Origin of the sequence: Novosphingobium sp., assembly GCF_965214355.1 — a bacterium.
Taxonomy (GTDB): domain Bacteria; phylum Pseudomonadota; class Alphaproteobacteria; order Sphingomonadales; family Sphingomonadaceae; genus Novosphingobium.
In genome coordinates, this window is record NZ_CBDCBI010000002.1 from 2487030 (window position 1) to 2510211 (window position 23182).

General features: G+C 62.6%; 17 protein-coding genes and 1 tRNA gene. 7 read left to right on the forward strand and 11 right to left on the reverse strand.

Annotated features, from left to right (window positions below; translation table 11 throughout):
• Window positions 1-447: 447 nt before the first annotated feature.
• Entirely contained in the window at window positions 448-1158 is a 711-nt protein-coding gene (locus tag ACOOE2_RS11690) for a TonB-dependent receptor (protein WP_420383177.1), read from the reverse strand.
• 40 nt (window positions 1159-1198) lie between these two features.
• Window positions 1199-2932 carry a gamma-glutamyltransferase gene (gene ggt, locus ACOOE2_RS11695; RefSeq protein WP_420383178.1) on the reverse strand — a complete coding sequence of 578 codons (1734 nt, stop codon included), beginning with the start codon at window positions 2930-2932 and terminating at the stop codon, window positions 1199-1201.
• 180 nt (window positions 2933-3112) lie between these two features.
• Between ggt and ACOOE2_RS11700 the strand changes: the two genes are divergently transcribed.
• Both ACOOE2_RS11700 and ACOOE2_RS11705 read left to right on the forward strand, forming a co-directional pair.
• Window positions 3113-3189 (forward strand) — tRNA-Arg (locus tag ACOOE2_RS11700).
• A 27-nt stretch (window positions 3190-3216) separates the two neighbouring features.
• On the forward strand, window positions 3217-4236 hold the full coding sequence (locus tag ACOOE2_RS11705; protein WP_420383179.1) for a hypothetical protein: 1020 nt from the start codon (window positions 3217-3219) through the stop codon (window positions 4234-4236).
• Between the two features lie 24 nt (window positions 4237-4260).
• On the opposite strand, the gene ACOOE2_RS11710 is transcribed toward ACOOE2_RS11705, so the two are convergent.
• Window positions 4261-5415 (reverse strand): class I SAM-dependent methyltransferase, encoded by a 1155-nt coding sequence (locus ACOOE2_RS11710; protein WP_420383180.1) that lies wholly within the window; start codon window positions 5413-5415, stop codon window positions 4261-4263.
• A 196-nt stretch (window positions 5416-5611) separates the two neighbouring features.
• Here ACOOE2_RS11710 and ACOOE2_RS11715 point away from each other — a divergent pair, with 196 nt between their 5' ends.
• Genes ACOOE2_RS11715 through ACOOE2_RS11725 form a run of 3 tightly spaced genes read left to right on the forward strand, consistent with a single transcriptional unit; the run spans window position 5612 to window position 7336 of the window.
• Window positions 5612-6637 (forward strand): aromatic ring-hydroxylating oxygenase subunit alpha, encoded by a 1026-nt coding sequence (locus ACOOE2_RS11715; RefSeq protein WP_420383181.1) that lies wholly within the window; start codon window positions 5612-5614, stop codon window positions 6635-6637.
• A gap of 18 nt (window positions 6638-6655) precedes the next feature.
• The gene (locus tag ACOOE2_RS11720) at window positions 6656-6976 is read left to right on the forward strand and encodes a hypothetical protein (protein WP_420383182.1); all 321 of its coding nucleotides are present in this window, start codon (window positions 6656-6658) and stop codon (window positions 6974-6976) included.
• Window positions 6977-6979: 3 nt separating this feature from the next.
• Window positions 6980-7336: a hypothetical protein gene (locus ACOOE2_RS11725; protein ID WP_420383183.1), complete on the forward strand. Its 357-nt coding sequence runs from the start codon at window positions 6980-6982 to the stop codon at window positions 7334-7336.
• A 3-nt stretch (window positions 7337-7339) separates the two neighbouring features.
• Here the strand turns inward: ACOOE2_RS11725 and ACOOE2_RS11730 are convergent, their stop codons facing one another.
• Both ACOOE2_RS11730 and ACOOE2_RS11735 read right to left on the reverse strand, forming a co-directional pair.
• Entirely contained in the window at window positions 7340-7936 is a 597-nt protein-coding gene (locus ACOOE2_RS11730) for a group I truncated hemoglobin (RefSeq protein ID WP_420383184.1), read from the reverse strand.
• Window positions 7937-7941: 5 nt separating this feature from the next.
• Window positions 7942-8721, reverse strand: a complete 780-nt coding sequence (locus tag ACOOE2_RS11735) for a DUF3034 family protein (RefSeq protein WP_420383185.1) — start codon at window positions 8719-8721, stop codon at window positions 7942-7944.
• Window positions 8722-9100: 379 nt separating this feature from the next.
• On the opposite strand from ACOOE2_RS11735, the gene ACOOE2_RS11740 reads away from it, so the two are divergent.
• Window positions 9101-9703 (forward strand): methylamine utilization protein, encoded by a 603-nt coding sequence (locus ACOOE2_RS11740; protein WP_420383186.1) that lies wholly within the window; start codon window positions 9101-9103, stop codon window positions 9701-9703.
• 19 nt (window positions 9704-9722) lie between these two features.
• Complete coding sequence (locus tag ACOOE2_RS11745; RefSeq protein ID WP_420383187.1) at window positions 9723-12071, forward strand: putative bifunctional diguanylate cyclase/phosphodiesterase; 2349 nt, start codon at window positions 9723-9725, stop codon at window positions 12069-12071.
• A gap of 75 nt (window positions 12072-12146) precedes the next feature.
• On the opposite strand, the gene ACOOE2_RS11750 is transcribed toward ACOOE2_RS11745, so the two are convergent.
• From ACOOE2_RS11750 to ACOOE2_RS11775, 6 genes are all read right to left on the reverse strand, one after another.
• Entirely contained in the window at window positions 12147-13478 is a 1332-nt protein-coding gene (locus tag ACOOE2_RS11750; RefSeq protein ID WP_420383188.1) for a DUF3443 family protein, read from the reverse strand.
• 11 nt (window positions 13479-13489) lie between these two features.
• Window positions 13490-13948, reverse strand: coding sequence for a DUF2844 domain-containing protein (locus ACOOE2_RS11755; protein ID WP_420383189.1), 459 nt, complete (start codon window positions 13946-13948; stop codon window positions 13490-13492).
• Window positions 13949-14062: 114 nt separating this feature from the next.
• Window positions 14063-15490 (reverse strand): efflux transporter outer membrane subunit, encoded by a 1428-nt coding sequence (locus ACOOE2_RS11760; protein WP_420383190.1) that lies wholly within the window; start codon window positions 15488-15490, stop codon window positions 14063-14065.
• Window positions 15491-15510: 20 nt separating this feature from the next.
• Window positions 15511-18780 carry an efflux RND transporter permease subunit gene (locus ACOOE2_RS11765; protein WP_420383191.1) on the reverse strand — a complete coding sequence of 1090 codons (3270 nt, stop codon included), beginning with the start codon at window positions 18778-18780 and terminating at the stop codon, window positions 15511-15513.
• Window positions 18777-21938: an efflux RND transporter permease subunit gene (locus ACOOE2_RS11770; RefSeq protein WP_420383192.1), complete on the reverse strand. Its 3162-nt coding sequence runs from the start codon at window positions 21936-21938 to the stop codon at window positions 18777-18779. Before ACOOE2_RS11770 ends, ACOOE2_RS11765 begins: the two co-directional genes overlap by 4 nt.
• A 17-nt stretch (window positions 21939-21955) precedes the next feature.
• The gene (locus ACOOE2_RS11775; protein WP_420383193.1) at window positions 21956-23176 is read right to left on the reverse strand and encodes an efflux RND transporter periplasmic adaptor subunit; all 1221 of its coding nucleotides are present in this window, start codon (window positions 23174-23176) and stop codon (window positions 21956-21958) included.
• Between the last annotated feature and the right edge of the window lie 6 nt (window positions 23177-23182).

Sequence of the window (23182 nt, forward strand, 5' to 3'; positions counted from 1 at the left end):
GCGGCAACGGGTGACCTTGATCGGATGCTTCTTGTGAAAATTGATACGCGGGGCCAAGACCCGGTGACAATGAAAGACCCGCCCATGGCTGTTACGACAAACCCGCGCATCAGCCGGTGCGGAAGTTGCCAATACGGCTACGAGAGCGGCTGCAGCTATTGCCTTGAACATTCAAAATCCCCTGTGTCGACCTCTAGTTAGTCAAAGCACCAATGGTCCAGCGCTCCATTCGGTTCCATGAAAACCTGGCGGTGGCGGATTTAAGGTCGGATACGGGTCTAGTACCCGATCGCCGCGATCGATCCCTAATGCGGCGGCATTACCGGAAGCGATGCTAAGAGCGTGCGCATGGCCAGCTACTTAGCGACCTCGCCAACACTCATGTCGGCCAACAATGGTGTGGAATGTATCTCCGACAGCATCGCCGAAGCGTTCACGAACCTGTATTCAATGCTTGGGTACCACCACCAGCTTATACGGAATATACAGTAGCACGTCCGATAATCCGGACCGCGCCCATTCGACCGGTCGATTTAAACCTTCAACTTCGACACCATACCCGTCACCAAATTTTGCGGCCAAAATTTTGGCATCAGCGGCGATGATATCGGCGATGGCAGTACGATACTGGTCGGGCCCGACGACCGAAAAGGTCAGATCGTCGTTAGTCGCTATCAAAGCGCGGCCGACAGGCTTGACCGCTTTGACAAAACCGGCGATCTTAGCCTCCGCAGCTTGCGCGCCGGCACTTGCGGAAAGCGGCGCCTTTACCAAAAATGTCAGTTTCTGGCTGTCGGGTCGGTTGTCCTTTTCAAGCGACAAGTTGCGATAATTGGCCATCGTGACGGCCTGCAATGTTGCATCACCGCTTGCAATTGTCACACCCGCGCGTGGCGCGGCCGCGATAGCATTGGCCAGCATCCCATAAATTTCGTCCTGTCGCGCTGCGGCCTCGCGCGAATCGCCGGTGATTGTCACTTCCTGCACGGCATAATCAGCTCTTCGGCGCAATCCTACCGCCGGCATACTCGCCGAATAGTCATCTTGACGACTACGTTGTGCCGTCACTATGACCTCCTGCGCCCCTGAATCCTGCGCATTTGCAGCGATTGGCACCGTAAGCATGGCCAAGACCGCGATGATAACGGTAATTTTCACAACAAATTCCCCCCAAGGTTCAACCGCCTAGCATCTGTCCTTAGTACCCGATCGCCTCGCCATCCTTGCGCGGGTCCGACGCGCCGCGATACGCGCCGGTCTTGGGGTCCACCATGATTGCCTGATACCCGCCCATGTCGAACCCGTTGGCCGAATGCACATCATGCCCGCGTGCTTTCAGATTGGCGCCGATCGCATCGAACAGCTGGCTTTCTAGTTGCAGCCGGTTGGTGCTCTGGGCATGCGCAAACCGCGCGGCATCACCCGCCGCCTGCGGATTGGCGCCGAACAGCAGCATGTTGGTCAGCACTTGCGCTTGCCCTTGTGCCTGCTGATCGCCGTACATCACACCCACGGCGGCGAAGGGTTTGTCGTCTTTCGTCACGAACCCGGGAATGATCGTGTAGAACGGCCGCTTGCCCGGGGCGATTTCGTTGGGGCTGCCTTTTTGCAATGTAAACGCCGCGCCGCGATCGTTCAGCAGAAAGCCGTAGCCCGGCACCGTCACGCCCGAGCCGAAGAAATTGTAGACCGAGTAGATGAACGAGACGACATTGCCCTCGCTGTCGGCGGTGGTGATATAGGCCGTTCCCCCAAGTGGGGCATCCGACGGCGCAAGCGATGCGGCATGCGCCATATCGATCCGGCTGCACGCTTTGGCAGCATAGGCCTTTGACGACAGCATCGCGGCGGGCACTTTCGAGAAGTCCGGATCGCCGTTGTATTTCATCAGGTCGGTATAGGCCACTTTCTTGGCCTCGACCATGAAATGCCAGAAATCGGCCGATTTCGGGTTGATCTGCGCGCGGCTTAGCCCGAGCTTTGCCGGGCATTCCTCGATCAGGTTCATGATTTCGAGCACGGCAAAGCCTTGCGTGCTCGGCGGCATTTCGTGGATCGTATAGCCGTTGAAGGTCGTGCTGAGCGGCTGAACCCAGCGCGCGTGGATCTGGTCGAAATCGGCCATCGTGAACAGCCCGCCCAGTTTCTGCGACTTGGCGACGATCGCCTGTGCAATCGGCCCCTTGTAAAACGCATCGCGTCCGTTCTCGCCCAGCAGGCGGAATGTTTTGGCCAGATCGGGATTGCGGAAGATCGACCCCCAGCCCCACGGTTTGGCATGATCGAGATAGATCGCGGCGGTATCGGGGTCCTTGGCCAGCAGATCGGTGCTCATCTGCCATTCGGTGCCAATCCGCTGGCTGACCGGAAAACCCTGATCCGCCAGGCGGATCGCGGGCGCCAGCACCGCGCGCAGATCGAGCCGCCCGTATTTGCCGAGCAATGTCGTCCAGCCATCGACCGCGCCGGGCACAACCGCCGAATCAATGCCTGCCTCAGGCACTTCGGCGCCATATTTCGCGCGATATCGCGCCGCCGTCGCCGCCAGCGGCGCACGGCCGGAGCCATCGAGCGCCACCAGCCGATGCTCCTTGGCCAGCCAGGCAATCACGAAGACATCGCCGCCGATGCCGGATGCTTCGGGCTCCACGACATTGATCGCCGCCGCCGTCGCCACTGCCGCATCGAACGCATTGCCGCCGGCGTGCAGCACCTCGATTCCGGCTTCGGCGGCCAGCGGTTGACTGGTCGCGACCATGCCATTGCGCGCCATGACTTCGGACCGCGTCTGCCCGACCCAGCCGGTCGAACGATCGCCACGCCAGGCGTCGAAGGGATCGTGGCCGATCTCTTGCGCGCGCGCCGGCATGGCCGTGCCGATCATGGCAAGCGCCAGCACACTGGCTATCGCAGGCAAACGGCGTGTCGTCATGATGTCCCCCAAACCTGTCCCCCGCGAGAGATGGCGCATCTCGGGCCGTCGCAACAGCCCTAAAGCGCAGGTGCGCGGGAGAAAGGCACCAATAACGAGTGGAAGCATGAGGATTGCCAACCGTCCAAACCCCAAGACCCGTTTGCAACCGGCCCATTCACCCCTTATGACTGCGTTGGCGCGCCCTTAGCTCAGTTGGATAGAGCACCAGCCTTCTAAGCCGGTGGTCGCTGGTTCGAATCCAGCAGGGCGCACCAATATTTCCGGCCCGAAGGACAGCCGTGTTGCGTGCCACCATTCTTTCACGGCTGTGTTGCGCGCTGGTGCTCATCGCATTGCCCGCCAAACTTTGCGCACAGACGCTTCCCCCGGGCGAACCGGTCGTCCTTGCGCGTCACCTGACCGACGGATCGCTGCAATGGGCGTCGGCGCAAAATCTGGGTATCGCCGGACAATTCGGCGGGAATTACGCCGCGCTCGAATTTTCCGACGACAACAGTGCGGCGTTTTATGGGTGCTACAAGAACCGCCAGGCGACCAAGGGCGCCGGCGGAAAGGCGATCCGGCCGGGCGACAACACGTGCGAACTGCAGGGCAGCGGCTGGGACGGCGCGCACTACAACACCAGCGGCACGCTCGATTTTTCCGCCGACGGGCCGGTCCGTGCCGGTGATATTCCCACCAACCTGGCAATATGGCTGGGCGGCCCCGACCGCTCGGGGATCAGCGACAACACGCTGGCGCTGCTGCTCGACAGCCATGCCAACGCCTATCTGCGCAATGGCAATCTCGGCATCGGCGCGGCGTTCGGTTATAACCCGCCCGCCAGCTATGCCGCCGCGACAAGCCCGCCCTGGCCGCTGTCGATTTCGCGCGCATCGCCCGGCACCGTAATCGGCGCCTACGTGGCCGGATCGACCGGCGGCGGCGCGCAGATCGAGGCCACCGGCGCATTTTCCTCGACCGAGCCGATCTATGGTTTCTGGTACAACAGCAGGACCGGCATCGGCAATCCCGCGCCCGACACCATCAGCTTTGTCGTTGCCGGATCCGAAGCCGGCAGGATCGCACAGACCGGCGCAGTCAGTTTCCACGCCAGCGTGACTGCGCCGCTGGTCCGGTACACGCCGACGACGTTTCCCGCGCTTCCCGCCTGCGACAGCGCGGCCGCCGGGACGATCGCCTATATCACCGACGCCAGCGCCGCCATCACCGCCTGGCATCAGCATGTCACGGCTGGCGGCGGATCGAACAAGGCGTTCATCGCCTGCAACGGCAGCGGTTGGTACGCGTTTGATTATTGACGTCGCGAAGCTGTTGGCACCGCGTCAGACGTCGCCGATTTTTACATACTGCTGCCACAGATTGTTGAACGAAAGATCAACCCCTTCGCGCACCGCGGTGAACTGACCCACCACACAATGTGAAAGGTGGTCGTTCGGCGCGCGAATGACGACCCGCCTGCCATTGCCGCGCGCAGCTATCGAGACATTGACCGGTGGATTGCGCGCGGGATCCTTATCATGCCAGTGAATAAAGATGTTCGCGTTATCGTGAAAATTCTTAAGCTTTTCAACCACAAGCGCGTTCACTTGATGCACGAAAGCGACACTTGCGGTTTCGTCGGTGCTTTCGAACGTGTGTGACCGCTTGTCGACTTTCACGATTCGCAGGACCAGGACATCGCGAAGCACATTGTCGGTGCTGGTGAATTCCGTATCACGAACGATTTCATAGGGGGAACCATCGAGAAAATCGTCGACGAAAAAGATCTTGTCCCGGTTCCAGACAATCACCCGGTCTTTCAGGCAATCGAAATTCCATTGATGAAAGCCCGAATACCCGGTGAATTCCCCCTCGTTGACAAAAACCTTGATCCGCACGATGCCGCCCGGCTTCACCGCCTTGAGCATGTTGCGAATGCTGGCCTCCGGGTCATAGCAATGATCCAGCGAATTGTCGGCGTTGACAAAGTCGAAGCTTTCCGCCGGCAGAATCCGGTCCATGTCCTCGGCTGTGCTGGTCAGATATTCAATCTTCGGAACCAGCCCGCATTCATCGAGCAGCTTCCGATAATCGGCAGCAAGCGGGTCGATACCCGTGATGACGACAGGGTGCCCGTTGATTTCGCAAGGGTCGAGTGTACCGAACGGTCCGCAGCCGACATCGAGGATTTTTATCGGACCCTGCGAAGGCTTTACGTTGTTCAGGATGATATCCGAAGGCCGCGCCGCGCCGGAAAATTTGTCGTTCAGCCAGTCGAGCTCGCCACTGCGATACCTCTTGATGACGTCTTTCCAGAATTGCAGTTCATCATCTGCGCCACCGTCCGAAAATTCCATGCGCGTATCCCCTGATGATCCGTCCCTAGCGGAAATTTGCCCCCGATCTTTCCCGGAAACAGCCATTTTCGCACGAATTTGCGGAGCGCCTTTGGCACCCAAATTGCTGGCAATTTTGCGGGTCCAGTCCGTTATGCGCATAAGGCCGCTCCAAAATTCACATGCTTGGATAACCTTTGCTACCGTCATCGGGCAAGGCGCCGCGCGTATTTAATCAGGTTCAACATGTAACGCGCATTGGCCCGTGCAACGATGGCCCTGCGCAGGCCAAAGGCGACGCTATACGGCCCTGCGATATCGTGCTTATCTGGCGATACAAAGCCGCAGGGACGCGACCATGAACCATCCACAGCCGATGCTGACCAATCTGGCGCCGCGCTATTACGCCGATCCGGATATTTTCGAGACCGAGCGGCAGGCGATTTTCCGCCGCCAGTGGCAGATGCTCGGCCCGGTTTCACGGCTGGCGCGGCCGGGCGATTACCTGGCGGTCGATGTCGCAGGGTGGAAATTGTTCGCCTTGCGCGGCGAAGACGGCGTGCTGCGCGCGTTTCACAACGTATGTCGCCATCGCGGCGCGCGGTTGCTGCAAGAGGGCGCGGGTGTCTGCAAGACTTTGCGCTGCCCGTATCACAACTGGGTCTATGCCAGCGACGGCAGCCTGAAAAGCGCGCCCTGGTTTGGCGAAGATCCGGGCTTTGCAGTGTCGCAGTGGCCGCTCGAAAGCGCGCACCTGGCGCAATGGCGCGGACTGCTGTTCATCGCGATCGACCCGGAATCCAGCCTGGCAGACCAGTTGGGCGACCTGCCCGCTGAAATCGACGAGTTCCCGCTGGAAACGTATACCGCAGTCGAAGAACATCGCTTCGACGCGCACAGCAACTGGAAAATATACACCGACAATTTCGTCGAAGGCTATCATATCCCCGGCATCCATCCGGGATTCTACAAAGTCATCGATTTCCCGAATTTCGAAACCGTCGCGATGAACGGCATGGTGCGCATGTCTTCGCCGCAAAAGGACGGGTCGATCTATGGCGGGAAATGGCTGTGGATGTGGCCGAACTGGACGCTGTCGACGTTCCCAGGGGGCATGAACACCAGCCGGATCAACCCGGTTTCGGTCGATCGCACCGAAATCATCTACGATTTCTATTTCGCCGATACGTCCGAAGCGACCGAGGCCGAACGCCGGCGCACGATCGACACGACCTGCGGCATCGTGCGCGAAGATTTCGAGATCTGCGAGCATACGCACAAGAATTACCAGTCGGGCGGATACCGGCCGGGCCCCCTCAGCCCGCGGCACGAGCAATCGGTTGCGTACTTCCAGGCGAAAATACAGGCCGCAGTGGCGGGATAACGTGCTAGGCGGCGTCCCATGCTAAACACCCACAGGCTTGCCGGGACCGTCGCTGTCGACGGCTTTCAATACGATTGGGAACTGCGGCGCGAGCCGCTGTGGCGCGAAGCCGAAGGCTGGATGGGCATGGCCGTGGCGCTGGTCCGCCAGGGCACGCAGCGCGAGGCGATGCTGGAATTTCCCCCGCCCAGGCGCCTGATGAAAGGTTTGCAGCGCGGCCGTCTGCAAATCGGCGACGCCGTCGTCGCGCGCGGCATCCGCGCGGCGCTGCTGGCCGGGTGGGACCCTGAGTCGCGGGGCAAACCGGTGGTGTTCACCGTCGACGCAGACGGAAACTAGGCGATGACCGATGCTGCGGCCAAACCGTGGGACAGCGCGCTGGTGCTGACCTGGCTGGAAAGCAGGATCGTTGCAGCGGCGGGCGATCAGACGCGGGCCGACAAGCGCGGATATGAGGCGCGCGACGATTATGACGAGGCCGCGGCCGAAGAATGGACCTGCCGTGCGGTCAGGAGCGCCGCAAGTGAACAGGCCGCTTTTGCCGCTCGTATCAAGCATCTGCTTGCCCAGGACGACTATCTGGCGACGGGCATACACGACGATCGCCGGTTCGAGCGGCATGTTCGCGCCAATTTGCGCAAGCTCGCCAAAATGACCAAGGCCAATCTGGGGTTCGAAAACACGCTGCATTTTCAATAGGCGTCAGCGGCGCACGACGTCTTTCTTCATCGGCGCCAGCTTGGCCAGAAAGCGGTTTTGCGCGGCGAACGGAATGTGGCGCTCGCGCATCGCGGCCTGCAGATCCTCGACCAGCGCGTTCATCTCGCCGGTCATGATCCCCAGCTGCTTGTGCGCCTGCTCCATGTCCCGGCCCGAATAATGGCAGCCCGCGTTCAGGATATAACAGAATTGTTCATCGAGCGTGCGGCGCAGGCGCACCAGGTCCGACGTTGCGAACACGCCCTTGATGCGCGGATCGGCAATGGCGATAGCGACGAAGCGGTCGGCAAGTTGCCGGATGCCGTCCTGGCCGCCAAAGGCGCGCGCCATGCCCGCCCCTGCGAACGGCGCTGCACCGGCGTTGGCGTCGGCCTGCGTATAGGGCGCGACCGGCAGTTCGCCGGTGACGGGATCGCGTTTCGGTTTTTCGACGCCGAATTCCTTGAACCAGTCGACATCGCCCTGTGGCTGCGCTGCGGTCGTGGCGGGAGATGGTTCGGCAAAAAGCGGCTCCGCCGCAAAAATCGCCAGCGCGAGCGCCGCGACCGCGCAAAACCTTGATATGCAAACCACTGCCATGCCTTTCACGTCGTGATCTGCAGCGACAGATAGGCGCCGCGTTGAGGTCGCAATGTTGCCACCGGGCCGATATCGACGAAAGCGCCGGTCACGGTAACGTGGCGTTGCGGCGACCACGCAACGAACAGGTCATGGGCACCGGTCTCGCGCGCAAACCCCAGGTTGTCGGGCCGCGTGCGCACTTCGCCGCCCACGACCAGCGTACGCGATAGCTGATAGCCCAGCGCGCCTTCAAATTCGGCGCGCCGGCCCGCGCGCCGGTCACCACCAAAGCCGAGCAGACCAAACTGGTTGGCCTTGGTCAGGCGGAATGTCGTGTCGATCAGCACGCTCTGGCCCAACATCAATTTGGTCGCGCTGGCAGTGAAATCGGTGCCGGCGGATTGTCTTGCGCCGACCAGCCGCACCACTGCACCATTGAGATTGTGTTTGAATTCAGCGCCGACCGACACTTGCGGCAGCCACGCCGGGCCATAGACTGCGTCGCCAAACAGCCGCAGCTTTGCCGCCGTGACATCCTGCCGGAACGTATAGCCATGGCCGAGCCCCAGCGCGGTGCCCGCGCTCAATGTGTTGAAATTCTGGCGCGCATAGCTCAGCGCCAGGCGATTCCTGATGCCGATCGCGATACCGTGTGCCTCCAGCCTGAAATCGCGCAGCGACAACCCGGTAACGAACGCCGAAATGCCGACCCCGTGATCGGTTTCCATTCCCGGAATGACGGCCCAGCTCGACAGCCCGCCGCCAGCGGACCCTTCGACCGTTGTCACACCATTCGTCAGCAACAATTTGTCATCATTGAAAAGCTTTCCCCGCGACGGCCCCGGACTATCGTATGCGGCAGGGACATCCGCAATAGCCTGTGGCGGCGCGTCGGCCGGTTGGGCACAAGCGGGCAGACCGCCGGCGACCATCGCGATCAGGGCGGTAAAAACCAGCAATGGTCTGATGCACAACAAGCGCGGCAAAGGACGGCCTCGTCGAAGAATTTCCTGTCGATGGTTAATTCAACATCGTTTCCAGGATATTAACCGCGAATACGAAGATTTACCGGCAATCCGTCCAGTCCCGATACAACGCGCCTATTTCGGCAGAAATATCGGTATTAAGACATTTTTTAACAGGTGGAAGGTATCCGTGGAAGCCATGCAATCAGCATCTCCCTTGTTTATACCCAAACGTGCGCTGTGTGCCGCCGGGCTCCTTGCGCTTACCTCGGCAACAGCGCCGCACCACCTGGCGTTTCAGGTCGTTGATCAGCGCGGGCTGCCGATGCAGGGCGCAGTAGTGGAAATCGCGCGCCCGGCAGGCGACAGCCGCCCGGTCGCGTTTGCTCCGCGCTATGGCATGGCGCAGCGCAACATCGCCTTTCTGCCCGGCACGTTGCTGGTGCCCGCCGGCACGACGGTCGCTTTTCCCAATCTCGATACCGTGCGCCACAGCATCTACAGCTTTTCAAAGGCCGGCCGGTTTCAGATCGATCTTTATGGCCACGACGAAACGCGGTCGCACGAGTTCTCCGTGCCAGGTTCGATCGCGCTCGGCTGCCACATTCACGATCAGATGCGCGGCTATATCCGCGTCACCACGACGCCCTATGCCGCGATCAGCGATGTGAACGGCATGGCCGACATCGCCAATCTGGCCGCGGGCACGTATCCTGTGACGATCTGGCATCCGCTGGGCCGCGGGGCAGAGGGTGAATGGCACGGCATGCTGGCCGTTGCCGAAGATCGGGCCACACGCGTCACGATCGCGACCCGCTGACATGGCGGACCGGGCTATCATGATCCGGCTGAGCGCCTGGCTCCGCCGGGCGCGCGATTACCGCAGCAGCCTGCAGGGGCGCGTATCGCTCAGCATTACCAGTTTGCTGATCATCGTGATGGCGCTGACGGTCGGCGTCGCCGACTACGGCTTGCGGCTCTATGCCTCATCGGTGGCCGAGCGCGACCTGATCGCGGGATCAAAGGTGTTTCAGCGCAACCTGTCTGCGCAGGAGAACGAGTTGCGCGTCGCAGGCGAAGTGGTCGCGCGCGATTTCGGATTTCGTGCCGCCTTTGCCAGCGGCGATCATGGCACGCTCGGCTCGGCGTTGACCAGCCTTGCCATCCGCGCCCACGCGCAGACTGCGCTGGTGGTCGGGCTTGATGGCAGGATCACCGCCAGCCCGGGTACCGGTATTCAGGCGATCGACGGCCGCCGCGTGCTTGCCGCGTTGAACAATGGCGCCGATGGCGGCGTGATCATGGTGGGCAAAACGTTGTCGCTCGGCGCTGCCGCCCGGATTGAAATGCCGGATCTGGCCGGCTGGCTGGTGCTCGCGCGGCCGCTGGATCAGCATGTGTTGTCGCAATATGCGCGCCTGTCCGCCATCCCGGTCGACGCGCAAGTTTCGCTGGCGGGCGATCTTGCGCCTGATCTGGCGGGCACCGTGCCGGGCCAGGTCAGGCATCGCACCGGCGATGGCACGTCTGCGCCATCGGGCGCGGAGCTGGTTCAGGTTACGCCTTTGCCCGCGCTGCAAACCGGGCTGCTACCCGTACTGGCGCTGCGCTATCCGCTGTCCAGCGCAGCGCATGCCTATCAATCGATGCGCCTGGCATTGGCAAGCATCAGCCTGATCGCGCTGGCGATGGGCGTGTTCATGGCCTCGCGCATCGCGCGCAGCATCCTGCTGCCGCTCAATCGCCTTGCCGCTGCGACCGCCAGCATGGCGCGTGGAGAAATGACGCGCGTTGAAATTCGCGGGCGCGACGAGCTGGCGACGCTGGCGCAGAGCTATAACGCGATGGTCGATTCGATCGAGGAACGCGAACGGCGCATCACGCACGCCTGGCTTCATGACGGGCTGACCAATCTGCCTAACCGGCGGTTTTTTCAAGAGAAACTCGATCTCACTGTTGCGCGTCAGGCGCGCCAGAGCCGGATAATCGTCATCGTGCTCGATCTCGATGACTTTACGCTGGTCAACGACACGATGGGCCACGATGTCGGTGATGCGCTGCTGCGCCATTTCGGCGCGCTGCTGCCCCGGCTTGCCCCGAACGCGACAGTTGCCCGGTTCGGCAATGACGAATTTGCGTTGCTGATCGATTATCTCGATGTCGATGAAGACATCGCTTCGCACATCGAGAACTTCGCGCGTAAAATGATTACCGATGTCCGGGTCGCGGGCAAGACGATCCCGCTATCGGTCAGCTTCGGCGTGGCGGTATGCCCCGACGATGCGCATGACGGCTCGACTTTGATCAAACACGCCGAACTCGCGCTCAGCCGGGCCAAACGCGATGGCAAACGGACTTATCATTTCTTTGAGGCGACGCTGGACGAGGCCGCCGTGCGCCGCCGCCTGCTGGAAATCGACTTGCGCGAGGCGTTGCGCAACGGCGAATTCGAGCTGCATTTTCAGCCGCTGTTTTCGCCGTCGGAATGCCGGATCAAGGGTTTCGAGGCGCTGTTGCGCTGGCACCATCCGCAGCGCGGGCTGATCAATCCCGCCGAATTCATCCCGATTGCCGAACATTCGGGTCTGATCATCGCGATCAGCGAATGGGTGATCCGCGAAGCGTGCAGCCAGGCCGCGCTCTGGCCCGACGATGTCAACGTTGCGGTCAATATCTCGCCGAAGCATTTCGACGCGCCCGGACTGATCCCCTGCGTGATCAGCGCGCTGGCCCATACAGGGCTTAGCCCTAGCCGGCTCGAACTGGAAATCACCGAGAGCGTGTTCATCAACGAATTCGCCGCGACGATCGATATCCTGCGGCAATTGCGCGGCCTTGGCGTGCGCATCGCGCTCGATGATTTCGGCACGGGCTATTCCTCGCTCAGCTATCTGCGCTCGTTTCCGTTCGACAAGGTCAAGATCGACCAGAGCTTCGTCAAGGATCTGGCCAGCGATGCCAGCGCGCGCGCGATCGTGCGCGCAATCACCGCGCTGGCCGATGCGCTCGGCATGGAAACGCTGGCCGAAGGTGTCGAGGATGTCGAGCAGTACGACGCGCTGATCGCCGAAGGCTGCCTGATGATCCAGGGCTACCTGATCAGCCGGCCGGTCCCTGTGCTGCAGGCGATTGCCGTACTGGCGCGGTGGAACGATCACGATACGGTGCAGGCGCGCCTTGCGGGTTGATCGCCGCATCATCCGACTGTCGTCGTCATACCGGGCTTGACCCGGTATGACGAGCCGGGTGGGGCTTAACCAATCCTAATACGCGAAATACGGCCCCGCCACCCCGCCCGCCTGGCGGCCGGCAATGGCAGTATAGACCTTGCGGCCATAAAAGAACGGCAGCCCGAAGTCGAAACTGTTGTTGATCGGGCTGGAAAACGACTGGGAGTTGGGGTTGGCGCCGACGCCGGGTACCGCGTTCGAGGTCGCGCCGGGCTGGGTAAAGGCGTTATACAGTGTAAAAGCCGCACTGATTGTATTTCCGTTCGTGCCGTTCAGCGTCGGGGCCAGCGACAGCGGCGTGGCCGGACAATAGAATCCCGAATACCCGTTCTGCGTGCATCCGGTGATGGTGCTGTCGGCGAAGTAGTAATAGTTGCTGCCACTATCGATGAAGCTGCTGGCAAGCACGGTTTTGTTGTATGTCGCGGTCACATAGCCATTGCTGGTGGTCGGCAGCACGCTGGCACTGCCCAGGGCGTTGTTCGATTGTGTGCCTATCCCGAAATACAATGTGCCGGTCAGCGTGACCGCGCCGGCGGGCGCAACCGCGGGCAGCGACACGATCACTCCGTTGTTGTCGGTGGCAAATCCGGCGACCGGGTTGATGACCTGTTCATACGGCGCGCTGGTGTTGTTTGCGCGCGAGGTGACGGCCGAGCAGCCTGAGGCCGGGCAATCGTAATAGATCGCGCCGCCCGAGCCATTGGTCGCGACGCAGGCCGAACCGCAATCGGTGACAAAATTGCCGACGCCGATGATGCCGTTGGCCCCGAGCAATTGCACGGTATTCATGTTCGATCCGCCGCTCGACGAGCACGAATGCGGTACGGTGCCAAGGCCGCCGCTGGTATCGCCGATCACTTGCAGCGGCAGCGAGGCGACCGATTCGCCCGCCATCGTGAAATCGGCCGTGCGCACAGAGCCAAACACATAATTGTCGACGTATTCATAGCATTCGCCGACCGCGTTGCCAGTTGCATCGGTCTGCTGCGCCAGCGCGGACAGCAAGGTCGAATTGAGCACCGACGCCTCCAGCCGCAGCCCGATCGACCCGGTATCGAGCAGGACATGGTCGATCGTCTGGCAATTGCTGGTCGATCCGGGCGCGCAGATCGTGAGCGTTACATAAGGAATGTTGGTCGCGGTATAGGCGCCCGCCCCCACATTCAGCGCGGCGGGCCCGGCGTCGATCACGATCGGCGTGGTGTTGGTCGCCGGCGTGACCGTTCCGCCCGATGACGAGCTGGTCGTCGATGACGCACTGCCTCCCCCCGTGGTCGTTGTGGCAGCCGCAGTGGTACCGCTGGTGCCGCCGCTGCATGCCGCCAGCAGCAGCAGGGCCATCGTTGCAAGGATCTGACGCATGGGTGTATTCCTTACAGCGAAGACGGATCGAATCCGGGCGGCACCAGCAGCGGCAGCCACGCATAACCCCAGAACGCCCCGGCATGACCGCCGGACATGATTTTCAGATCGGCTCGGTCGACCCCCGGGGGCCGGCGCATGCCGCGCCGCGCGATCACCGGATTATCGGCCTGCATCGTGGCGAAATGCGTGCCCAGCAACGTGTCGAGATCGGGCTTGCCCGGCCCGGTCCACCGGATCGCATAGACGGTGCCGGCAGCGTTGGTGTATTCGCGCACTTCGCCGCCGTTGGCCATCGTCAGCGTATGAAGATTGCCCGCGCCCGACCGTGCCACCGCATGCATGCGCACCGACATCCGCGACTGATCCGTGGTGATCGTATCGACGGTGCCGCCAAGACTGGCGGATGCCGCATGCGGCAGAGCGAATACGCCCCCCATGGCACTCAGCATCACCAGCAGCTTGCGCATACGATTCCAATCATTTGCGGCCCAAAACGGGCCGGACGCAGAGGTTGCGAACGCAATGCCCCCGCGTCAACCGTTCGCAGCGGAAAAAGCGATCATAGCCGCGCTATTGCGTAGCTACTGCGCGACGGGCGGCTTTGTCGAGGGGTTGAGATCGACGGTTCCGGTCCACTGTCCGCCAATCGCCTCGATCACCGCGACGGCCGATGTCTGCTGGTTGACCGTGTTCTGGATCAGCGCGGAGCGCGCCTGATAGGCGGTCACTTCTGCCGCCGTCACGGTGGTGAAATCGACCGTGCCTGCGCGATATTCGTTCAAAGTGACCTTTTCCGCGCGATCGGCGGCTTGCGATGCAACAGCATAATGCATTTGCTCGGCGCGGTACGCGGCGACGCCCGCCAGGTTGGCCTCGACCTCCTGAAACGCGTTCAGCACGGTCTGGCGATACGTCGCGACCGCTGCGTCATACGCTGCGCGCGCGCCGGCAACCCGCGCATTGCGCGCGCCGAAATCGAGCAATGTTTCGGCAACGCTTGCGCCCAGCGACCATGCCGATGTCGCAGCGCCGAACAGGCTGCCGATCGCGCCGGCAGTCGATCCGGCCTGCGCGGTCAGCGACACGGCCGGGAAAAACGCGGCGCGTTCCACACCGATGTTGAAATTCGCCGCCGACGCCAGCCGTTCGGCATTGGCGATATCGGGCCGGCGCTCGAGCACCGATGACGGCACGACGGCCGGCACATCGGGCACGACCGGCTTCCACGCCAGCTTGGGTATCGTAAAGGCGCTGGGGTTTTCGCCGACCAGCACCGCAATCGCGGTTTCGTCGGCGGCGCGCTGGCGATCCAAATCGCGGCGCTGCGCCTCGGCATTGGCCAGAGTGACCCGCGCGCTGTCGACATCGGCCGAACTGACCCGCCCGGCGTTGTACTGGTTGCGCGTGACGTCGTAGGAGCGGCGATACGATACGAGCGTGGTGTCGAGCATCGCGGCCTGCGCATCGATGCCGCGCAGTTCGAGATAATCGGTCGCCAGCGTGCCCTGCGCCGACAGCGTCGCATTGGCGAGCTGCGCGGCGGTCGCCTGCGCCGTGGCGGCTGCGGCGCGCTTGGTGTTGGTCAGCGCGCCCCACAGATCGGGTTCCCAACTGGCCGTGCCGATCGCGCTGAACGAGCTCGATGCCGGGCCGTGCGTCGAAATCGCGCCGGTGCGCGTGCCGCTTGCGGTGACGCCGACCGTGGGCAGCAGTGCGGCCTGGTCGACACGCACGACGCTGAGCGCTTGTGCATAATTCGCGCGGTAATAGGCAAGGTTCTGGTTGGTGATCGCGACTCTGGTTTCCAGCGCGTCGAGCGCGTCATCGCCAAACAGCTGCCACCACGCCCCTTTGGCAACCGCGTCCGACGGCTGCGAAGGCACCCAGCCCGGATCGGATTTGAACGCCGCGACCGGCGCCACGCTGGTGGGCACGTGATACGGCGGCGCAAACGAACACCCGGCGAGCAAGGCCGAAACAGCGGTGGCAAAGGCAAGACGTCTGGTCATCGAATTCGCACCTATCCCGATCACGTATTAACCGGCGCCGAATGGCCGGGCATGTCGTCGCCACTATGCCGCGCGAGCAGGTGTTCATAAGGCGAGCGCCGGCGCCATCTGTCGAGTGCCAGATATACCACTGGCGTGGTCAGCAGCGTCAGCACCTGGCTGACCAGCAATCCGCCGACGATGGCGATTCCCAGCGGGCGACGTAGTTCCGCGCCGTCGCCAAACCCGATCGCCAGCGGCAATGCGCCAAGCGCGGCGGCCAGCGTGGTCATCAGGATCGGGCGGAAGCGCAACAGGCACGCCTCGCGGATCGCCTCGACCGGCGGGGTGTTGTACAGGCGCTCGCTCTCGATCGCGAAATCGATGATCAGGATCGCGTTTTTCTTGACGATCCCGATCAGCAGGATGATCCCGATCAGCGCGATGATATCGAATTCGCCCCCTGTGGCGATCAGCGCCAGGATCGCGCCGACACCTGCAGAGGGCAGCGTCGACAGCACGGTCAGCGGATGGATCGCGGATTCGTACAGGATGCCGAGCACGATATAGATCGTCGCGATCGCCGCCACGATCAGCAGCGGGATCGTCGCTGTCGATTGCTGAAACACTTTGGCCGTGCCGCCGAAATCGCCGTGAACGGTCGCGGGCAGGTGCAACGTCGCCTCTGTCGCGGCGATCAACTGCCCCGCCTGTCCCAGAGACACCGAGGCCGGCAGGTTGAACGAGACGGTTGCCGAAGGCTCGCCGTTCGAATGGCTGACTGCGGCATTGGTCGATGACGAATTCCAGTGCGCGATCGTCGACAGCGGTACCAGATTTTCAGGCGAGGTGCTGATCGCGCTGCCCAGCGCCGCATTGGCGCCGAGCGAGGCATTGGCGGAAGTGGCAAGCCTGGCCAGTGCGATCTGCTGGCCGACGGCGAGATACACATGTTCAAGCATCTCGGGACGACCGTTGAACGCGGGGTCCGCTTCCATCACCACGTGATACTGGTTCAGCCCCTTGTAGATATTGGCGACTTCGCGCTGACCAAACATATCGTACAGCGTGTTGTCGATCGTTACCGTGGATACGCCCAGGGCACTGGCGCGGTCGCGGTCGACCGTGACGAATGTCGACGCGCCCGCATCCTGCTGGTCGATATCGACATCGCTGATCTTGCCCGGTTGTGCCTTCAGCGCCTGGACCAGCCGATCGCCCGCGCTGGCAAGCGTTTCAGGCGATTCGGCATAAAGCACGTACTGGTACGCGCTGGTGGTCTGGCGCCCGCCGACCTGAAGATCCTGCACTGGGTTGAGGAACAGATTGACCCCGCGAATGCGCCCGAGCCGTGGACGCAGGCGCTGGATGACCTCGGTTACCGGCACGCGCTGGTCGCGTGGTTTTAGGCTGACGAACATGAACCCGGACCCGGCACGCCCGCCGCCGGCGAAGGCCACGACAGTCTGCACGGCGGGATCGGACCGCACGATCTTTTCGATCTGGGTCAACTTCTGCGACAGTTCCCTGAACGACAGCGACTGGTCGACGCGCAAGCCGCCGGCCATGCTGCCGGTATCCTGTTGCGGCAGAAATCCCTTGGGCGCGATGACCAGGCAATAGACATTCAGGATCACCGCACCGAGCAGCAGCAGCAGCACCGGCCCGCGATGGTTGAGCGCCCAATCGAGTTGCCGCGCATAACTGCGGTGCATCCAGTCGAACAGCCGTCGCGACCGGTCGAAGATCACCCGGCTGATGCGATCGAGATTGCGTTCGCGATCGTGCTCGGTTTCCAGCAGGCGTGAAGCAAGCATCGGCGTCAGCGTCAGCGACACCAGCAGGCTGATCGCGACCGCTGCGGTCATCGTCAGCGCAAATTCGCGCAGCAGCCGCCCCAGGATACCGCCCATGAACACCAGCGGGATGAACACCGCGACCAGGCTGATCGAGATCGAGGTCACGGTAAACCCGACTTCGCGCGCGCCCATCAGCGCGGCATCGAACGGCTTGACCCCGGCCTCGACATGGCGCGCGATGTTTTCCACCACCACGATCGCATCGTCGACGACAAAGCCCGTCGCCACCGTCAGCGCCATCAGCGACAGATTGTCGAGCAGGAACCCCGATACGTACATTACCCCCAGCGTACCGAGCAGCGATACGATCACTGCGGTCGCGGGAATCACGGTCGCGTGCCAGCTTTGCAAAAACAGGCTGACGACCAGCACCACCAGAATGGTCGAAACGAGCAGCGCCACTTCGACCTCGGCCAGCGATGCGCGGATCGTGATGGTGCGATCGGTCGCAAGCGCCAGCTTGATGTCATCGGGCAACAGCGCCTGCAGCCCCGGGATCTGCGCCTTGATCGCATCGACGGTCTGCACGATATTGGCATCGGGCTGGCGCGTGATGATGATCGGCACGGCCTTCTTGCCGTTGAACAAGCCCATCGTGCGCGTGTCTTCGGGCGCATCGATCACTTTGCCGATATCCATCAGCCGCACCGGAGCGCCATTGCGATAGGCGATGATCGTTGGGGCAAAATCCTTGGCAGTCAGCGCCGGATCGTTGCTGAAGACCTGCCAGGCGAGCCCGCGCGCACCGACTGGCGCATGCCCCGGCGCCTGCGTGGTCGTGGTGATCTGTTCGATCACCCCGCGCGGGCGATCGGTGCTGGCCGATTGCAGCGCGGTGCGTACATCTTCCATCGCGATGCCGTCTCGCGCGAGCAGTGTGGGATTGATTTCGATCCGCACCGAAGGCAACGCCGCGCCGCCCAGTTCGACGTTGCCGACGCCGGGCACCTGCAACAGCTTTTGCTGCACGATGTTCGACACCGCGTCATAGATCTGGTCGGGGGCGCGCGACCGGCTGGTCAGCGCCAGGATCATGATCGGCGCTTCGGCCGGATTGATCTTGCGATAGGTTGGGCTGGTCTTCAGCGTTGACGGAAGATCGGCGCGCGCCGCCGCGATCGCCGCCTGAACGTCACGCGCCGCGCCGTCGATATCGCGGTTGAGATCGAACTGCAGCGTGATCGATGTCGAACTCAGCGTGGAACGAGAGCTCATCTCGCTCACCCCGGCAATCGTGCCCAGCTTGCGTTCGAGCGGGCTGGCGACAGTGCTGGCCATTGTCGCCGGCGACGCGCCGGGCAGATTGGCCTGCACCTGGATCGTGGGAATATCGACTTTGGGCAGTGGCGCCACGGGAAGCCGGATGAACGCGACGATACCGGCCAGCACAATGCCAAACGTCAGCAGGATCGTGCCGATCGGATGCCGGATGAAAGGACCCGAAATGTTCACGCGGGTTCAAGACCGTTATTGCCGGCGTGATTTTCCTCATCGATCCGCGCGCCCAGCTTCTTGTCGGCACGCCGCTGGCGCGCGTTTTCGAAACTGAGGAAGATGACCGGCGTGGTGAACAGCGTCAGCACCTGGCTCAGGATCAAACCGCCCGCGATCGCCAGGCCCAGCGGTTCGCGCAGTTCATAGCCCATGCCGCCGCCAAAGATCATCGGCAGCGCGGCAAACAGCGCGGCGAACGTGGTCATCATGATCGGGCGAAACCGCAACAGCGCGGCGTTCTTCATCGCGGTGCGCGGGTCGTGGTTCTTTTCGCGCATTTCCACGACGGCAAAGTCGATCATCATGATCGCGTTCTTCTTCACGATCCCGATCAGCAGCACGATGCCGATAATCCCGATCACGCCGAGCCCATAGCCCGACAGCAGCAGCACGATCAGCGCGCCGACTCCCGCCGATGGCAACGTGGAGAGAATGGTGATCGGGTGGATGAAGCTTTCATACAGCACGCCCAGCACGATGTAGACCACGAGAATGGCGGCGAGCACCAGGACCAGTTCGTTCGACAGCGCCGAGCGGAACGCCGATGCCGCGCCCGAAAAATCGGTCGAGACCGCAGGCGGCAGGCCGATTTCGCCTGCCGTCTTTTCGATCGAGCTGACCGCCTTGCCCAGCGAAACGCCCGGCGCAATGTCGAACCCGACCGTGGCGGAAGGAAACTGGTTCTGCCGCGCAAGTTCGAGCGGGACCCAGCCCAGGCGGATCGTTGCCACGGTACCAAGCGGGATCTGCGTACCGTTGTTCAGCGGAATATAGAACCGCGACAGCGCCTGCGGATCGGCGAGCATCTGCGGGGATGCCGACAGGATGACGCGGTTCTGGCTCGACTGGGTATAGATCGTCGAGATGATCCGCTGTCCAAACGCGTCGTATAGCGCATTGTCGACAGTCAGCGCCGACATCCCGAGCCGTGCTGCGACATCGCGGTTGATATCGATATAGACCGCCCGCCCCTGCCCCAGGCTCGCGGTGTTGACGCCGATCAGCGAGGGATCGTCCTTCAGCTTTTCGGCCAGTTTCCCCGCCCACGTATCGACCAGCGTCGCATCGGCACCCTTCAACGAAAAACGATAGGGCGTCAGGCCCGTTTCGGTGTCGATCGTCAGATCCTGCACCGGTTGCAGATAGACCTGTACCCCGGCGATCCTGCCCGCCAGGCCAGCAATATCGGCGGTAACCGCGGCCAGGCCCGGGCGATTGCCCAGCGGCGCCAGATTGATCGTCATCCGGCCCTGATTGACCGAAACGTTCTGGCCATCGACCCCCACCGACGACGACAGCGACAATACCGAGGGGCTCTTGAGCACTTGCGCGGCAACTTCCTGTTGCAGCACCGCCATCTGCTTGAAGCTGACATCGGAACCGGCCACGATCGTCGCGCGCAACTGGCCGGTATCCTGCACCGGAAACAGGTTTTTGGGGATGACCCAGAACAACAGGGCGGCAATCGCCAGGCTGGCGGCAAATACGATCAGGGTCAGCTTTGTCCGATCGAGCACCCAGTCGAGCCCGCGCCCGTACATCTCTGCGAGTTTGTCGAACGCACCCATCGTCCTGTCGACGATCTTGAACCGGCGCTCCTCATGCTCGGGCCGCAACATCCGCGCCGCCAGCATGGGTACGACGGTCAGCGCAACCACCGCCGACAGCACGATCGTTGCGGCCAGGCTGATCGCGAATTCGCGAAACAGCCGCCCGACGACATCGGCCATGAACAGCAGCGGGATCAGCACCGCAATCAGGCTGACCGTCAGCGAAATGATCGTGAATCCGATCTCGCTCGCGCCTCTCAGCGCGGCATCGAACGGTTTCATGCCGTCTTCGATATGGCGCTGGATGTTTTCGATCACCACGATCGCGTCATCGACGACAAACCCCGATGCGATCGTCAGTGCCATCAGCGTCAGGTTGTTGATCGAAAAGCCCAGTGCCCACATCACCGCAAATGCGCCGACCAGGCTGAGCGGCACCGAAATCGCCGCAATCAGCGTGGCGCGCGCCGAGCCCAGGAACAGGAAGATGACCAGCACGACCAGCAGCACGGCGAGCAACAGGTCGAACTGCACATCGGATACCGAAGCACGGATGCCTTCGGTGCGGTCGGTGAGCACGGTCGCCTTGACGTCGGCGGGCAATTGCGCCTGCAGGTCGGGCAGCGCCGCCTTGATCGCATCGACCGTGGCGATGACGTTGGCGCCCGGCTGGCGCTGCACGTCGATGATCACCGCCGGCTGCTGGTTCATCCAGCTGCCGGTGCGCTCGTTTTCAACGCCGGACGTTACGGTAGCGATGTCTTTCAGCCGCACCGCCTGACCATTGGCATAGGCCACGATCAGCGTGGCGTAACTGTCGGACGTATTCAGCTGATCGTTCGAATCGATCGTCCAGCTTTTGGTCTGGCCGTCGAAGCTGCCCTTGGCGGCGTTCGAGTTGGCATTGGCAATGGCGTTGCGGATGGTTTCGAGACTGAGGTTGCGCGCGGCCAGCGCCTGGACATTGGCGACGATGCGCACGGCCGGGCGCTGTCCGGCCGACAGGCTGATCAGCCCTACGCCGCTTACTTGCGCGATCTTGTTGGAAAACTGTTTCTCGACGATGCCTTCGACTTCGCCCAGCGAGCGCGATTTCGACGCCACGCCGATGGTCATGATCGGGGCGTCGGCCGGGTTGATCTTCGCGTAGATCGGTGGCGCGGGCAGATCCGACGGCAATAGCGAATTGGCCGCGTTGATCGACGCCTGCACTTCCTGTTCGGCGACATCGAGCGATAGCCCGAGCGTGAATTGCAGCGTGATCACCGAAGCGCCCGACGACGAATATGATGTCATCCGCGTCAGGCCAGGCATCTGCCCGAACTGGCGTTCGAGCGGGCTGGTCACGGTCAGCGCCATCACATCGGGGCTGGCGCCCGGGTACAGCGTGCTGACCTGGATCGTCGGATAATCGACCTCGGGCAGCGCCGACAGCGGCAATTGCTTCCACGCGACCAGCCCGGCGAGCAACAGCGCCACCATCAGCAGCGTCGTCGCCACCGGACGCAGGATGAACGGCCGCGAAGGGCCGCCCGGCGGAAGTTCACCCGCCGGTTCGTCAGTCACGATGTCGCCGTTGCTCACTAGCTGTCAGCCCCGGCCTGTTTCTTGTGGTGGCCACCGCCCGCTTTGCCGGACTTGCCATCGGCCCCGCCCTTGTCACCGGGGAGACGCACGGTCGATCCGTCGTCGAGGCCATCGGCCCCTTCGGACACGACCGTCTGGCCCTGGTGCAGGCCCGACAGGATCGCGGTGTTGGCGGCATCGCTCGGCCCGGTTTTCACGATCGCGATTTTCACGGTGTGATCACCCTGCACGACAAACACGAAATCGCCCTGCGGCCCGTGGCGCAGCGCCGACACCGGCACGACCGGCACCTGGTGCAAGGTGTTGACCAGCATCGTCGCGTTGACGAACTGGTTGGGAAACAGCGTCGGCGATGTGTTGCCGTCCTTGGCCCTCACCGCCGGATTGGCCACGCGTGCCTTGGCATTCACCGTGCCGGTCGCGGTCGCAATCTGGTTGTCGAAGGTCGAAAACGTGCCGTGTGCCAGCACGGTCGTGTTGTCCTGGTCGAGAATGGTCACGGGCAGCCCGGCGCCGCTGCCGACCTTGTGCTGCACATCGGACAACAGCGCCTGCGGCACGGCGAATTCGACATCGATCGGATCGACGCGAGTGATGACCGCAACGCCGCTTGCAGTGCCGCTCGCAGAGCCGGTCGCGGCGGGCGTGACATAGTTGCCCACGGTGACCTGCTTCAGGCCGATGCGGCCGGTAAACGGCGCGCGAATGGTGGTGTATTGCAGATTGAGCCGCGCTGATCCGACCTGGGCGCGATCGGTCAGGACGGTGCCCTGCAATTGCGCGACGGTGCCGCGTTCGTCTTCCATCGTCTGACGCGCGATCGAATCCTGCGAAGACAGGGTTTCATAGCGTTTCAGATCGAGCTGCGCGATCGCCAGCGATGCCTGGTCTCGCGCCAGCGTGCCCTGCGCCTGCTGCAGCGCCAGCGCGTAAGGGCGCGGATCGATCTGCACGATCGGCTGTCCCTGGGTGACCATCTGGCCTTCCTTGAACAGGATCGCCATGACATTGCCCGCCAATTGCGTCTGCACCGTGGCGGTATCGAGCGGCGTGACCGTACCGATCGCATTGAGCGTTTCGGGCATGTCGACCAGCACGACTTTGGCCACCGCGACTGGCGCCGGCTGACGCCCCTGCTTGGTATTCTTGGCCACGCCCGCCACGGCGAACCAGTATGCGAGCGCGCCGACCGCGATGATGCCGAGAATGACCAGCACGTAAGC

Coding starts and splice junctions, on each gene's coding strand:
- ACOOE2_RS11745 (WP_420383187.1), top strand. CDS start 9,723: ATGATCCGGCTGAGCGCCTGGCTCCGCCGGGCGCGCGATTACCGCAGC.
- ACOOE2_RS11750 (WP_420383188.1), bottom strand. CDS start 13,478: ATGCGTCAGATCCTTGCAACGATGGCCCTGCTGCTGCTGGCGGCATGC.
- ACOOE2_RS11725 (WP_420383183.1), top strand. CDS start 6,980: ATGACCGATGCTGCGGCCAAACCGTGGGACAGCGCGCTGGTGCTGACC.
- ACOOE2_RS11720 (WP_420383182.1), top strand. CDS start 6,656: ATGCTAAACACCCACAGGCTTGCCGGGACCGTCGCTGTCGACGGCTTT.
- ACOOE2_RS11730 (WP_420383184.1), bottom strand. CDS start 7,936: ATGGCAGTGGTTTGCATATCAAGGTTTTGCGCGGTCGCGGCGCTCGCG.
- ACOOE2_RS11710 (WP_420383180.1), bottom strand. CDS start 5,415: ATGCGCATAACGGACTGGACCCGCAAAATTGCCAGCAATTTGGGTGCC.
- ACOOE2_RS11715 (WP_420383181.1), top strand. CDS start 5,612: ATGAACCATCCACAGCCGATGCTGACCAATCTGGCGCCGCGCTATTAC.
- ACOOE2_RS11755 (WP_420383189.1), bottom strand. CDS start 13,948: ATGCGCAAGCTGCTGGTGATGCTGAGTGCCATGGGGGGCGTATTCGCT.
- ACOOE2_RS11760 (WP_420383190.1), bottom strand. CDS start 15,490: ATGACCAGACGTCTTGCCTTTGCCACCGCTGTTTCGGCCTTGCTCGCC.
- ggt (WP_420383178.1), bottom strand. CDS start 2,932: ATGACGACACGCCGTTTGCCTGCGATAGCCAGTGTGCTGGCGCTTGCC.